A 12,633-nucleotide genomic window follows, 5' to 3' on the forward strand; every position below is an offset into this window, starting at 1 on the left:
GCTGCCGGTGCAGAGGTGGGCGGAGCAGCCATCAGCGCGCCACCGCCGCCTTGCCTGGCGCCTTGTCGGCCAGGCAGCGTGCCATCAGCGCCGCCGCCTGGGCCATGCGCGGGCCGGGCCGCACGATGGCATACGACTCTTCATCGCTGAACACGCAGACCCTGCCCGCCTTGACGGCCTGGAGGTTGTGCCAGCCCGGGTAGCTGGTAGCAGCCTGCATGCTGCGGTTGCCGAGCATGATCACCTCGGGCTGGGCGCGCAGCAAAAACTCCGGGCTCAGCCGGGGAAAGGGACCCAGCTCGGCTGGCACGACATTGTCGGCGCCCAGCTGGGTCAGGGTCTCGCCGATAAAGGACTGGGGGCCGGCCGCATAAGGGCCTCGGCTCACCTCAAAATAGACCCGGGTATGGCGCGTGCGCTCGGGCAGCTCGCGCACAACGGCATCAATGCCCGACTCCAGGTCACGCCAGACCCGCTCTGCGCCCTGCGCCTGCGGCACGCCCAACAGCTGGCCCAGGGTGCCCAGCACGCGGTGGATGTCGGCCTTGGACTTTACATCCAGCGCCACCACCTTCAGGCCCAGCGCCTGCAGCCGCTCGGCCGCCTTGGAGGCATTGGACAGCAGCACCACATCGGGCTTGAGCGCCACGACCGATTCAACGCTCGGGTCCAGACCGCCGCCCACCACCGGCAGCTTCTTGACCGAGGCAGGCCAGTCCGAATAGCGATCCACCCCCACCAGGCGCTCGCACAGGCCGAGTGCGCAGGTGCTCTCGGTCAGCGATGGCAACAGGCTCACGATGCGCTGCGGCAGTTGGCCCAGCTGCACCTGGCGGCCCCGGTCATCGACGATGGCCACCGGCGTGACCAGATCCTGGTCCTTCCAGACCGGCGCATTCGCAAAGGGTTGCAGGCGCAGTTCATCGATGCTGGCAGACGGCGCCGCATGCGCCATCGGCCATGCGGCCACTAGCGCCATGCAGGCCAGCGCTTGCCGCAGACGGGGTCGGAGAGCAAAAAACAAAGCCATCATTTCATCTGCAGCGGCAAGCCGGCCGCCATCAGTTGCACGCGGTTGCAGGCCGCTGCCGCTTGCTGGTTCAGCAGACCGAGCGCATCGACAAACGCGCGCACCTCGCGGCCCATCGGAATCACGCCCAGGCCAATCTCATTGCTGACCAGAATGACGGGGCCAGTGGCGGCCTGCAGGGCAGAGATAAAGGCATCGCACTGCGCCTGCCAGGCTTGCGCAGGCGCTGGCGCAGTGGCGGGCGCTGGGGTTGGCGACTCCATCGGCATCAGCCAGTTGGTGAGCCACAGGGTCAGGCAATCGACCACCAGCAGGTGCTCTGGCCGGCTGTGGGCCTGCAGCAGCTGGGCGACGTCGCGCGGCGCTTCCAGGGTCGCCAGTTGCGGCACGCGCTCGCGGCGGTCACGCTGGTGGCGCGCAATGCGCTCGTGCATCTCGAGGTCATACGCAGTGCCGGTGGCGACCAGGCTGGCGCTGCGGCCGGCATCGGCCTGCAGCCAGGCGCGCGCCAGCAGCTCGGCCTGGCGCGATTTGCCCGATTTCTGCCCGCCCAGCAGCAGCAGCTTCAGCGGTGCTCCATCGATGTGGAATATAGATTGATCCATGCCGCGCATCTTAGGCGTTCAGCGCCCCGCTGTGCCAGGCCTGCGGATCGACCACCGGCATCTCCGCCCCGAGCAAGGCGGCCACCGCCTGCGGGCACGAGGGGAACCAGGCATGGAAATAGCTGGCATGGATGCTGCCCTGCTGGTAGACGGCTTCGCCCTTGCCGCTGTCGGCCGCTTGGCCCGGGCGGCTGCTGCGCGCCACTTGCTGGGCTTCGCTTTGCAGCTTCGAATAGTGAAAGGTGTGGCCGCGCAGCATGCCCCAGGGCGTCAGCAGCTGCTGCATGCCCAGCCCTGCCAGGCGCTGCTGCATCACGGCCTGCGCCGGCAGCAAGCCCCACAGGCTGTGCCAGCGGCTGTCCAGATCGGTCAGGCCTTCGGCCAGCGCCACCATGCCGCCGCATTCGGCCCAGACCGGCTTGCGCTGCTCTACGTGCGCCTGCAGATCGAGCTGCAGACCGGCATTGGCCTTCAGTGCCTGCAGGTGCAGCTCCGGGTAGCCCCCGGGCAGCCACAGCGCATCGCAGGCGGGCAGGCGCTCCCCGGCGACCGGCGAGAAAAAGGCCAGCTCGGCCCCCATGGCCTGCAGGCATTCCAGATTGGCAGTGTAGATAAAGCTGAAAGCGGCATCGCGGGCGACTGCAATGCGCCGCCCGGCCAGCCAGGCGGGCACCGGGGCGGTGGGCGCAGGCGCGGTAAAGGCCACCGTCCAGCGCTGCTGCCACTGCTGCCAGGCCAGCTGGCCCAGCGGCGTTTGCGCCAGCACATCGGCAGCAGCATCCAGGCGTTCGGCGGCGTCGTGCAGCTCATGGGCTGCCACCAGTCCCAGATGGCGCTCGGGCAGCAGGTTGGCGCGCGGCTTGGCGGCATCCAGGCTGACCTGGTTCATCGCGCCCAGCCACAGGGCCGGGTCGCGCAGGCCGCTGCGCAGCATCTCGCCATGGTGGGCGGTGGCCACGCGGTTGGCCAGCACGCCGGCCAGTTGCAGGCCCGGGTCATAGTGCTGCAAACCATGGGCAATGGCGCCAAAGGTAGCGGCCATCGCCGATGCATCGACCACCACCACGGCAGCGATGCCCAGCGACTTGGCCAGCTCGGCGGCGCTGTTGGCGCCATCGAACAGGCCCATTACGCCTTCGATCAGCAGCACATCATTGCACTGCGCGGCTTGGAACAGGCGCGCGCGCACATCCGCTTCACCGTTCATCCAGCGGTCCAGCGCATGCACTGGCTGGCCGCTGGCCAGGCGCAGCCACTGCGGATCAAGAAAATCCGGACCACACTTGAACACCTGCACCCGCCGGCCCTGGCGGGCATGCAGGCGGGCCAGGGCCGCTGTCACCGTAGTCTTGCCCTGGCCGGATGCGGGCGCCGCAATCAGCAGCGCCACACAAGAGGCCGTTGGGCGGTCCTGAACCGTCATCTCTGTCATGGCTCGCTTATCCCCTCTGCGCTCAGCGCGGCATCCACTTCACACCCACATACACGCTGCGCCCTTCGGTGGCGTAGGTGCGTGCGGTCTGGTAGCGCTTGTCCGCCAGGTTGTTGATCCGGGCGATCAGGTTCACATCCTTGGCCACCTCGGTCTGCGCCGACAGGTTGAACAAGGTGTAGCCGCCCAGCACATTGGTGTTGGCGGCATTGTCAAAGCGCTTGGCGCTGGTCTGCAGGTCGGCGGCCCAGGTCCAACCTGCGGCACGCGTCTCGGCGCCCAGGGTGGCATAGCGCTTGGCGCGGCGCGCCAGCAGCTTGTCGTTTTCGGTGTCGCGCGGGTTCTGGAAATCAACCGAACCATGCAGGTTGAAGGCGCCCAGCTTGGTGGTGCCCGCCAGGGTGATGCCCTCCAGGCGTGCCTTGCCCACATTGGCATAGCAGCCGAATGGGCTGTCGCAGCTGCCGGGTGACGAGAAGTTGATCAGGTCGGTCACCCGGTTGCGGTAGGCCGTGGCCGAGAAGCTGTGCGCACCTTGCGCCCAGCGCAGGCCCAGCTCGGCATTGCGGCTTTTCTCGGGCTGCAGTGAGGCATCGCCATATTCGCTGAAGCGCTGGTAGAGCGTGGGCACACGGAAGGCGGTGCCCACCGTTGCCGTGGCGCGCCAGTGGGTTGCAAACGCATAGCCGTAGGCGGCGCTGCCGGTGGTCTTGCCGCCAAACTCGCTGTCGTCATCCCGGCGCAGGTTCAGTTGCACCGTGTGCGGGCCGGTGTTCAGGCCATAGCCTAGCGCCAGCGCATTCTGGTGGCGATCCCGGTCAATGCCGCCATTGGTCAATGCGTCGTCACGCCGCTCCAGCGCTGCCGTCAAGGTGTGCACACCCAGGCGCCATTCGTTCTGGAACAGGTAGTTCTGCAGGCGGGTGTCCGTCTGGTAGGGCGAGGGCCGGGTTTCGTAATAGTCGCGCGACTGGCTGAACTGCAGCTTGGTGCTGTATTGCGCGGTCCACTGCGCCTGCCAGTTCAGGCCCAGCGCATACATTTTGTTGAGGCTGCGGTCATCATCCACCGGACTGATGTCATAGCCCGAGTTCACATCGCTGGCCAGCAAGGTAGCCTCCAGCCGGTGCTGGCGGTTGAGCTGGTAGCCCAGACGGCCGCTGACCGCATTGCTGCGGTAGTCGTCCTTGTCCGGGTTGGCGGTGGCGACCGTACGCGCATTGAAGCCATCGGTCTGCGAGCGGTTGAGGCCCAGCGCGTAATCCCATCCGCCCGCGCCGCCGGAGATACCCGCCTCTGCAGTGAACATGCCCCGGCTGCCCACCCCCAGGCCGGCATAAGGCTGGGCGGGGCCGTCGCCCTTCTTCGTGAAGATCTGCACCACACCGCCCATGGCGTCCGAGCCGTAGACGGCAGCCGCCGGGCCGCGCAGCACTTCGATGCGGTCGATCAGCGCCAGCGGAATCGATTGCCAGGAGGCGCCGCCAGTCGATTGCGAATCCATGCGCACGCCGTCAACGTAGACGGCGGTGAAGCGCGAATCGGCGCCGCGCAGAAACACGCTGGTGGTCGTGCCGGGCCCGCCGTTGCGCGTGATCTGGATACCCGGCACCCGCGCCAGCACATCGGCGACACTGCCCGGGCCCTGGCGCTCGATGGTTGGCGCATCGATGATGGACATATCGGCCACCAGATCGGACAGCGGTTGTTCGATGCGGTTGGCAGTCACCACCATCTCCTGCAGGTTCTTACCCGCTGTTTCCTGGCCGGAGGGCAGCTGCTGCGCCTGCGCGGACAGCGCCACGCAAGGCAGCGCTGCGCTCGCCGCCCAAGCGATGGTGGAGCGGGAGGGGAACAACCGGGAACGGGGCGTGCAGACGGGACGCGCGCAGCGGCGTGTCGTGAAAGGCGAGAAAAACATGGACTGAGCTGGCGATGAACCACCCCGCGCCAGCCTCCCCGCCGGCAATGGGGAACACGGAAGCTGTGGCAGCACCTGGGCCACGCACCTCCACTATGTTGGCCGGTATCCGGGCTGGCGATGACACAGCACACGCCTTCCCAAACACTTGTTCAAGGTATTCAGTGGCATAGTGGTGGCTGTGGATGGCGCAAAAGCCAACCATCGCTTACCGTTGCGGGGGCAGCGCAGGTTGCGCAACGCTTGTAGGGCACAAGCAGCGCTCCTGCTTCCCGTTGAACTGCCCCCATGTGAACCACTGGGGCGAGCACCAACGGGTACAATTTTAGCGTTAAACCCATTGCGCACTTAAGAAGACTGTCTCTCTATGGCCACTACGCCTTCTATGGATCTGATGCTTGAGCGGGTGGAAGCACTGCTGAGCCGTCATGAGGCTTTGCAACGCGCCCACGCCCAACTGCAAGAGCAGGTCACCACCCTTACCCAGGAGCGCGACTCCCTCCAATCGCGCCTGACTGCGGCCCGCGCCCGCGTGGACGCACTGATCGAACGCCTGCCCAAGACCTTTGACCAGGACGAATGATGAAACAGCTGGAAGTACACATCATGCAGCAAAGCTATATGCTGGGCTGCCCCGAAGGCCAGGAGGCACGCTTGCTGGCCGCCGTCAAGCATGTGGATGAGGCCATGAGCGGCATCCGCGACGCGGGCAAGATCCGTGGCCGCGAGCGCATTGCCGTGCTGGCGGCGCTCAATGTGGCCTTTGATCTGCTCGACCTGCAAGTGCAAAACAGCCAGTTGAGCCAGACGGCCGATGCATTGCAAGCGCAGGCCGCCGCCCAATCGGCTGCAATGGCCGAGGCCCAGAGCCAGCCCGCCGCCGCTGCGCAGGCCAGCCTCGACTGGGACGAGCCCCGTCTGCAATCGGTGCTGCAACGGCTCGATGCGGCACTGGCTCCCGCCCCCTCCCCGGGTGCCGAAACGCTGGCCGCCAGCGCCTGACAGCAGCGTGTTAGCAGCCGCTAACACCAAATACTGGCGCCATGCAATGCATTGGCTAAAAATACCGTTCCATGCGTTCTACGAGCTGTGTAGGACGCTATCTTTTTTGACCAATCTCAGCACATTGAATTGCGATTTTGGGGGGTGCAGCAGGTGCGAGCGATTACAATGGAAGCGTTCGCAGCCCTGCTGGACTTTATAGTTCCTTGAACCAATGCTCTACGAGCACGGGCTTGGTACATTACCTATTGAGCGTGATCGTCTCGCGTCAGATGAACCCAACGATAGGTTGCCCTCGCCCACCTGAACCCCCGGTTCAGGATGACGGTCCAGTGGATCCGCTGCGAACACCTGATTTTTTCGGGCAGGCTGCCCAACCTGTCTTCTCCTCTCCGCGACAGCGGGGTTTCAGGCCACCTGTTTCAGGTGGCCTTTTTACTGCGCACCATGGCTGATCCTCTCGTTCTGCTGCCGCTGTCGCTGCCGGGATTGATCGGCGGCTTTCTGGCAGGCCTGCTGGGCATCGGCGGCGGCATGGTGCTGGTGCCCTTCATCACCTATATCCTGGGCACCCAGGGCGTGGCGCCTGAGCTGGCGATCAAGATGGCGATCGCCACGTCGATGGCGACCATCGTGTTCACATCGATGTCCAGCGTCCGCGCCCACCACCAGCATGGTGCCGTGCGCTGGGATCTCGTCAAACGCCTGGCCCCGGGCATCGTGCTGGGCGGCCTGTTGGCCAGCCTGGGCATTTTTGCGGTGCTCAAGGGCAGCTACCTGGGCTTGTTCTTCGGCCTGTTCATTGGCTACTCGGCACTGCGCATGTTCCGCAAGCCCAACAGCCAAGGGACGCGCCCGATGCCGGGCACCGCCGGGCAGCTGGCGGCCGGCGGCGTGATTGGCTGCCTCTCGGGCCTCGTCGGGGCCGGCGGTGCTTTCATCAGCGTGCCCTTCATGACCTGGTGCAGCGTGCCGATGCACAACGCGGTGGCAACCAGCTCGGCACTGGGCTTTCCGATCGCCGTCACCAATGTCGCCGGCTTCATGGTGGCCGGCCTGCACCTGCAGGGCCTGCCACCGCATTCGCTGGGCTACATCTGGCTGCCGGGCCTGGCCGCCATCGCCACCTGCAGCGTGCTGACCGCACCGCTGGGTGCCCGCGCCGCGCACCGCCTGCCGGTGGCACAGCTCAAGAAGATCTTTGGTGGCATCCTGCTGTGCCTGGCGCTGTACATGCTCTACAAGAGTCTGGCAGCGTGGCAGGTCTGAGAGAGGCCACAGCAGGCTAGATGATGCGCGAGAAGCGCGCGCGGTTGCGGTCGGCCTGCAGGTTCTTGTCGAACACCATGGCCACGCCGCGCACAAAGTACCAGCCCAGCTCGGTCACGTTGATCACATCGTCTCGCACGTCCACCAGGCCCTGCGCCTGCAGCTCGCGCAGCTGGGCCAGCTCGGCGGCAAAGTACTGCGCAAAGTCGATCAGCCAGGCCTGCTCCAGCGATTCGATCGCCAGGCTGCCCTGGCACATCAGACCCATGATCACCGCGCGGCGCAGCAGGTCATCGCGCGTCAGCGCCAGCCCGCGCACCACGGGGATCTGGCCCTGGTCGATCAGGTCGTAATACTCCTCCAGCGTCTTGGCATTCTGGCTGTAGGTGGCGCCGATGCGGCCGATGGCCGAGACGCCCAGTGCCAGCAGATCGCAATCGGGCTGCGTGCTATAGCCCTGAAAATTGCGGTGCAGGCGGCCCTGGCGCTTGGCCACCGCCAACGCATCCTCGGGCAGCGCGAAATGGTCCATGCCCACGTAGACATAGCCAGCACCCTCCAGCGCGGCCAGCGCCTGGGCCAGCATGGCCAGCTTGTCCGCCGGGCTGGGCAGGTCCTGCGTCAGAATGCGGCGCTGGGGCTTGAAGCGCTCGGGCAGATGCGCATAGGCGTAGAGCGCAATGCGGTCAGGCCGCAGCGCATTGACCTGCTCCATCGTGCGGGCGAAGCTGGCCGGGCTTTGCAACGGCAAACCATAGATCAGATCAATATTGATGGATTCAAAGCCGATTGCGCGCGCCTGCTCGACCAGCGCAAACACCTGGTCGGCGGGCTGCTCGCGGTGCACGGCCTTTTGCACCAGCGGGTCGAAATCCTGCACGCCAAAGCTCAGGCGGTTAAAGCCCAGTTGGTAGAGGTGCAGCAGGCGCTCGCGGCTCACGGTGCGCGGGTCGATCTCGATCGAGTACTCGCCGCCCGGCTGCAGATGGAAGCGCTGCTTGACCATGTCCATCAGGCGGCTGAGACCCGCATCGCTCAGGAAGGTCGGCGAGCCCCCGCCCAGGTGTAGCTGGCTGATGGTCGAGCGTGTGCTGAGGTGGGCGAGCTGCAGATCCAGCTCGCGCTCCAGGTAATCCAGGTATTCGTCGGCCCGCTCGGCATGCTTGGTGATGATCTTGTTGCAGGCGCAGTAGTAGCACAGCGAGGCACAGAACGGCACATGCACATACAAGGACAGTGGCGCCAGCCTGGCCGCCAGGCCACTGCCGCGTTGCGCCAGCGCCTGCTTGTACTCATTCGCAGCAAAGGCTTCAACAAATCGGTCTGCGGTAGGATACGACGTGTAACGGGGGCCGGGGACGTCAAAACGGCGCAGCAGTTCGGGGGTCAGGGAAATCATGGGCTTTATCCTTGCGGACCCCCAATGTGCCCCAAGGCTCGCCACCCGTCCTTGATATACATCAAGAACCCATTTGGCGCCTGCACGCACAATAGGCGCATACAAGGAACGCCGTTCCTACACGAATATTTGTTCACGGGTATTGATACATGACATCCAACTCCATCAAAGTGGCGTGCTCCAACTGCAATCTGCGCGAGCTGTGCATGCCCGTGGGTCTGTCGGCCGAACAAATGGAGCGTATTGACGAGATCGTTGCCACCCGCCGCAAGATCAAGCGCGGCAGTGCGCTGTTCCGCAATGGCGAGACCTTCACCTCGCTGTATGCGATTCGCACCGGCTTCTTCAAGACCAGCATCGCCACCGAAGACGGGCGTGACCAGGTCACCGGTTTTCAGATGGCGGGCGAGATCATCGGCCTGGACGGCATCGTCAATGACCGCCACTCCTGCGACGCGATTGCGCTGGAAGATGCCGAGGTCTGCGTGATGCCCTACTCGACACTCGAGGACCTGTCGCGCGAAGTGACGGCCTTGCAGCACCATGTGCACAAGGTCATGAGCCGCGAGATCGTGCGCGAGCACGGCGTGATGCTGCTGCTGGGCAGCATGCGTGCCGAAGAGCGTCTGGCCGCCTTTCTGCTGAACCTGGTGCAGCGGCTGCACGCCCGGGGCTTTTCGCAGCATGAACTGATCCTGCGCATGACCCGCGAGGAAATCGGCAGCTACCTGGGCCTGAAGCTGGAGACCGTGAGCCGCACCTTCTCCAAGTTTGCCGAGGAGAGCATCATCGAGGTCAAGCAGCGCCATGTGCGCATTCTCGACACCGACAAGCTCCAGGGTCTGATCAACACCCAGGCCTGCTCGGCCTGAAAAGTGCAGGCCAGAGACACGAACGCGGCCTGATCCGACATCGTTCCGCGCGATAAGCGGCGATGCTTGGAGATGAAACCAGGGCAAGGCAGCAGCCTGTGGCCCTGTCCGGAGTCTGACCCGAAAGGAGCCTGTCATGTACCAACATATCCTGCTTGCCACCGATGGCTCTGAGCTGTCCGAGAAAGCGGTCCGCCATGCGCTGGCGCTGGCCAAGCTGAGCCATGCCACCGTCACCGCCGTCAATATCTCGCCGAACTACCCGCGCAGCTACTTCGAAGGCAGCACGATGCAGAACCCCGATGACATCGCACGCATCGAAGAAGGCTGGCAGCGCGCTGCGCAGAGCGTGGTGGACAAGGTCGTGGCCGAAGGGGCCGCAACGGGCGTGCCGATCAAGACCTTGGTGATCAAGTCCGACCTGATTGCCGAGGCCTTGCTGGAGACGGCCAAGAAGGAAAACTGCGACCTGATTGTGATGGCCTCGCACGGCTACCGGGGCTTGAAGCGTTTGCTGCTGGGCAGCGAAACCCAGCATGTGCTAACCCATGCGACGATACCGGTGCTGGTGCTGCGCTGACCGCTGCATAACTTCAACCCCGATAAAAAACCCTCGCTTGCGGCAGCGGATACGCTGCAACAAGCGAGGGTTTTGTCATGGCGGCTCCAAACCGCCACTGCAGGGTATCAACCCTTGAACAGGCCCTGGTACTGGTCGCGCAACAGGTTCTTCTGCACCTTGCCCATGGTGTTGCGGGGCAACTCGGCCACGACAAAGCAGCGCTTGGGTATCTTGAAGTTGGCCAGCTGCTTCTTGAGGGTAGCAATGATGGCTTCGGCGTCCAGTTGCTGGCCTGCCTTGGCTATGACCACCGCCACACCGACCTCGCCAAAATCCGGGTGTGGCACCCCCACCAGCGCGCTTTCGGCAACGCCCGGAAGCTCGTTGATGAAGCCTTCGATCTCGGCGGGGTAGACGTTGTAGCCGCCGGAGATGATCAAATCCTTGCTGCGGCCCACAATGGTCACATAGCCACGCGCATCGATCTTGCCGACATCGCCGGTCTTGAACCAGCCATCAGCGGTGAACTCCTGGGCGGTTTTCTCGGGCATGCGCCAGTAACCGCTGAACACATTGGGGCCTTGCACCTGGATATGGCCGATCTCGTCGGCGCCCAGTGCCTGGCCATCATCGCCCTGCACCCGCACGCCCACACCCGGCAGCGCAAAGCCCACCGTGCCGCCCCGGCGCTCATCCTGGCCGCCATGGCGGGCATCGGCCTGGTAGGGGTTGGAGACCAGCATGATGGTCTCACTCATGCCATAACGCTCCAGGATGGTGTGGCCGGTGCGGGTCTGCCATTCGCGGAAGGTCTCGATCAGCAACGGCGCCGACCCCGAGATGAACAGGCGCATGTGCCGGGTGGCCTCCTTGGTCAGGCCGGGCTCGGCCAGCAGGCGCACATACAGGGTCGGTACGCCCATGAAGACCGTTGCCCGTGCCATCGCGGCAATCACTGCCTTGGGCTCGAACTTGGCAAACCAGATCATCTTGCTGCCGTTGAGCAGCGCCGCATGGATCGCGACAAACAGGCCGTGCACATGGAAGATCGGCAGCGCATGGATCAGCACATCGCCCTTCTTCCAGCCCCAGTAGTCCTTGAGCATCACCGCATTGCTCAGCAGGTTGCCGTGGCTCAGCATCGCGCCCTTGCTGCGGCCCGTGGTGCCGCTGGTGTAGAGGATGGCGGCCATGTCGCCGGCGGATTTCTGCGCCGGCGTGTGGGTATCGGCACAGTGCACCGCGCGCTCCAGCAAGGTACCGCTGCGGTCATCACCCAAGGTGAACACGCTTTGCGTGCCGCACTGGAAGGCGATCTTGGAGACCCAGCCAAAGTTGGCGGGCGAGCAGACCACGACTGCCGGTTCCGCATTGGTGATGAAGTACTCGATCTCGGCACTTTGGTAGGCGGTGTTCAGCGGCAGAAAGACATGGCCTGCGCGCAAGGTGGCCAGGTACAGCGCCATCGCCTCGACCGATTTTTCCACCTGCACCGCGACCCGGCTGCCGGAAGGAATGTTCAGCGAATCGAGCAGGTTGGCGATGCGCGCACTCATGCGATCGAGGTCACGCCAGCTGTAGTGCAGCGGCGCGCCGCTGGCCGAGGTGGTCTCCACCGCGATGGCATCGAGGTCGTCAGGAAAGGCTGCGCGCAGCGCGCAGAACAGGTTGTCGTTGGTCATGTTGGTCTACGTGGTTGGTGGTTTTCTTGGCGCCTGCAGCCGGGCCGCTGGCCCGCGCAGGCAGCGTCAAAACTGGGGACTTCTCTTGGCTACAAAGGCGGCAATGCCTTCGCGGTGCTCTGCAGAATCGGCATAGGCATAGGGCTGCTGCAGCACCGGGGCCTGGGCATCGCCGTCGGCCAGCGCACGCAGCAGTTGCTTGGTCATGCGGGCGGCCTGGGGGGCCAGGCCACAGATGCGGGCAACCGTGCGCGCCAGCTCGGCCTGCAGCTGGGCGGCCGGGAGGACCTGGCTCAAAAAGCCCGAGGCCTGCATCTGGTCGGCACCAAAGACCGCCGCCTCCAGCAGCATCTGCCGCGTCTTCGCAGGCCCCACCTGGCTCAGCACCAGCGCCGCCTCCCTGGGCGCCATCGGAAAGCCGAGCTTGGCAATGGGCGCGCCAAACTGGGCCGTGTCTGCCGCCAGGCGGCTGTCGCAGCAGCTGGCCAGCTCCACGCCCGCGCCCATGCAGGCCCCTTCAATGGCGGCGACCAGGGGCACATCGCATTGCAGCATGGCATGCAGTGCAGGCCATACCTCGCCTTCATGAAAGGCGGCCAGGCTCTCGGGGTGAAAGCGAAAATCCGCGTATTCCGAGATATCGCCGCCAGCGCAAAAGGCCTCGCCCTCGCCCTGGAGCACGATGCAGCGCAGGCCTGGCCGGAGCTGCAATTCCTCGAACACGCGGCGCAGCTGCCGCCACATCGCCCGCGACATCGCATTGCGCTTGCCCGGATGGGCCAGCACCACGCGCACCGCCTGTGCGTCGGCTGCGTCCTCGCCCGCCGTCCACGATTCCACACGAACCTGCCCCGCCATC

The 12,633-nt window shown here is 65.0% G+C and carries 12 protein-coding genes and 1 riboswitch; of the genes, 5 read left to right on the plus strand and 7 right to left on the minus strand.

The window, feature by feature from the left end; all coding sequences use genetic code 11:
• Positions 1–31: 31 nt before the first annotated feature.
• Genes ACHWUQ_RS14570 through ACHWUQ_RS14585 form a run of 4 tightly spaced genes read right to left on the minus strand, consistent with a single transcriptional unit; the run spans position 32 to position 4,988 of the window.
• Positions 32–1,030: an ABC transporter substrate-binding protein gene (locus ACHWUQ_RS14570; protein ID WP_394681560.1), complete on the minus strand. Its 999-nt coding sequence runs from the start codon at positions 1,028–1,030 to the stop codon at positions 32–34.
• Positions 1,030–1,635 carry a bifunctional adenosylcobinamide kinase/adenosylcobinamide-phosphate guanylyltransferase gene (locus ACHWUQ_RS14575; protein WP_394681561.1) on the minus strand — a complete coding sequence of 202 codons (606 nt, stop codon included), beginning with the start codon at positions 1,633–1,635 and terminating at the stop codon, positions 1,030–1,032. Before ACHWUQ_RS14575 ends, ACHWUQ_RS14570 begins: the two co-directional genes overlap by 1 nt.
• A 10-nt stretch (positions 1,636–1,645) precedes the next feature.
• The gene (locus ACHWUQ_RS14580) at positions 1,646–3,067 is read right to left on the minus strand and encodes a cobyrinate a,c-diamide synthase (protein ID WP_394681562.1); all 1,422 of its coding nucleotides are present in this window, start codon (positions 3,065–3,067) and stop codon (positions 1,646–1,648) included.
• Between the two features lie 22 nt (positions 3,068–3,089).
• Positions 3,090–4,988: a TonB-dependent receptor domain-containing protein gene (locus tag ACHWUQ_RS14585; protein WP_394681563.1), complete on the minus strand. Its 1,899-nt coding sequence runs from the start codon at positions 4,986–4,988 to the stop codon at positions 3,090–3,092.
• An 82-nt stretch (positions 4,989–5,070) separates the two neighbouring features.
• Positions 5,071–5,318, minus strand: a riboswitch (cobalamin riboswitch).
• Positions 5,319–5,355: 37 nt separating this feature from the next.
• Between ACHWUQ_RS14585 and ACHWUQ_RS14590 the strand changes: the two genes are divergently transcribed.
• The 3 genes from ACHWUQ_RS14590 (at position 5,356) to ACHWUQ_RS14600 (ending at position 7,259) form a co-directional block, all read left to right on the plus strand.
• Positions 5,356–5,571 carry a hypothetical protein gene (locus tag ACHWUQ_RS14590; RefSeq protein WP_021027064.1) on the plus strand — a complete coding sequence of 72 codons (216 nt, stop codon included), beginning with the start codon at positions 5,356–5,358 and terminating at the stop codon, positions 5,569–5,571.
• Entirely contained in the window at positions 5,571–5,990 is a 420-nt protein-coding gene (locus ACHWUQ_RS14595) for a cell division protein ZapA (RefSeq protein ID WP_394681564.1), read from the plus strand. Before ACHWUQ_RS14590 ends, ACHWUQ_RS14595 begins: the two co-directional genes overlap by 1 nt.
• Before the next feature lie 447 nt (positions 5,991–6,437).
• On the plus strand, positions 6,438–7,259 hold the full coding sequence (locus ACHWUQ_RS14600; RefSeq protein ID WP_394681565.1) for a sulfite exporter TauE/SafE family protein: 822 nt from the start codon (positions 6,438–6,440) through the stop codon (positions 7,257–7,259).
• Between the two features lie 16 nt (positions 7,260–7,275).
• Here the strand turns inward: ACHWUQ_RS14600 and hemN are convergent, their stop codons facing one another.
• Positions 7,276–8,658 (minus strand): oxygen-independent coproporphyrinogen III oxidase, encoded by a 1,383-nt coding sequence (hemN, locus tag ACHWUQ_RS14605; RefSeq protein ID WP_394681566.1) that lies wholly within the window; start codon positions 8,656–8,658, stop codon positions 7,276–7,278.
• A gap of 149 nt (positions 8,659–8,807) precedes the next feature.
• Between hemN and fnr the strand changes: the two genes are divergently transcribed.
• Both fnr and ACHWUQ_RS14615 read left to right on the plus strand, forming a co-directional pair.
• Positions 8,808–9,530 (plus strand): fumarate/nitrate reduction transcriptional regulator Fnr, encoded by a 723-nt coding sequence (gene fnr, locus ACHWUQ_RS14610; protein ID WP_394681567.1) that lies wholly within the window; start codon positions 8,808–8,810, stop codon positions 9,528–9,530.
• A 136-nt stretch (positions 9,531–9,666) separates the two neighbouring features.
• Positions 9,667–10,110 (plus strand): universal stress protein, encoded by a 444-nt coding sequence (locus ACHWUQ_RS14615; protein ID WP_239811187.1) that lies wholly within the window; start codon positions 9,667–9,669, stop codon positions 10,108–10,110.
• Between the two features lie 107 nt (positions 10,111–10,217).
• Here the strand turns inward: ACHWUQ_RS14615 and ACHWUQ_RS14620 are convergent, their stop codons facing one another.
• Together ACHWUQ_RS14620 and ACHWUQ_RS14625 are read right to left on the minus strand one after the other, a co-directional pair.
• A complete protein-coding gene (locus ACHWUQ_RS14620; RefSeq protein WP_239811186.1) occupies positions 10,218–11,774 on the minus strand; it encodes a malonyl-CoA synthase in 1,557 nt (518 codons plus the stop codon).
• Positions 11,775–11,840: 66 nt separating this feature from the next.
• The gene (locus tag ACHWUQ_RS14625; protein ID WP_394681568.1) at positions 11,841–12,632 is read right to left on the minus strand and encodes an enoyl-CoA hydratase/isomerase family protein; all 792 of its coding nucleotides are present in this window, start codon (positions 12,630–12,632) and stop codon (positions 11,841–11,843) included.
• Position 12,633 lies beyond the last annotated feature (1 nt).

This window comes from uncultured Comamonas sp. (assembly GCF_964277875.1).
GTDB classification, from domain to species: Bacteria; Pseudomonadota; Gammaproteobacteria; order Burkholderiales; family Burkholderiaceae_C; genus Comamonas; species Comamonas sediminis.

What these genes read in the sequence shown, in the direction of transcription:
- ACHWUQ_RS14570 (WP_394681560.1), bottom strand. Translation starts at nt 1,030, where the DNA reads ATGGCTTTGTTTTTTGCTCTCCGACCCCGTCTGCGGCAAGCGCTGGCC.
- ACHWUQ_RS14575 (WP_394681561.1), bottom strand. Translation starts at nt 1,635, where the DNA reads ATGGATCAATCTATATTCCACATCGATGGAGCACCGCTGAAGCTGCTG.
- ACHWUQ_RS14580 (WP_394681562.1), bottom strand. Translation starts at nt 3,067, where the DNA reads ATGACAGAGATGACGGTTCAGGACCGCCCAACGGCCTCTTGTGTGGCG.
- ACHWUQ_RS14585 (WP_394681563.1), bottom strand. Translation starts at nt 4,988, where the DNA reads ATGTTTTTCTCGCCTTTCACGACACGCCGCTGCGCGCGTCCCGTCTGC.
- ACHWUQ_RS14590 (WP_021027064.1), top strand. Translation starts at nt 5,356, where the DNA reads ATGGCCACTACGCCTTCTATGGATCTGATGCTTGAGCGGGTGGAAGCA.
- ACHWUQ_RS14595 (WP_394681564.1), top strand. Translation starts at nt 5,571, where the DNA reads ATGAAACAGCTGGAAGTACACATCATGCAGCAAAGCTATATGCTGGGC.
- ACHWUQ_RS14600 (WP_394681565.1), top strand. Translation starts at nt 6,438, where the DNA reads ATGGCTGATCCTCTCGTTCTGCTGCCGCTGTCGCTGCCGGGATTGATC.
- hemN (WP_394681566.1), bottom strand. Translation starts at nt 8,658, where the DNA reads ATGATTTCCCTGACCCCCGAACTGCTGCGCCGTTTTGACGTCCCCGGC.
- fnr (WP_394681567.1), top strand. Translation starts at nt 8,808, where the DNA reads ATGACATCCAACTCCATCAAAGTGGCGTGCTCCAACTGCAATCTGCGC.
- ACHWUQ_RS14615 (WP_239811187.1), top strand. Translation starts at nt 9,667, where the DNA reads ATGTACCAACATATCCTGCTTGCCACCGATGGCTCTGAGCTGTCCGAG.
- ACHWUQ_RS14620 (WP_239811186.1), bottom strand. Translation starts at nt 11,774, where the DNA reads ATGACCAACGACAACCTGTTCTGCGCGCTGCGCGCAGCCTTTCCTGAC.
- ACHWUQ_RS14625 (WP_394681568.1), bottom strand. Translation starts at nt 12,632, where the DNA reads ATGGCGGGGCAGGTTCGTGTGGAATCGTGGACGGCGGGCGAGGACGCA.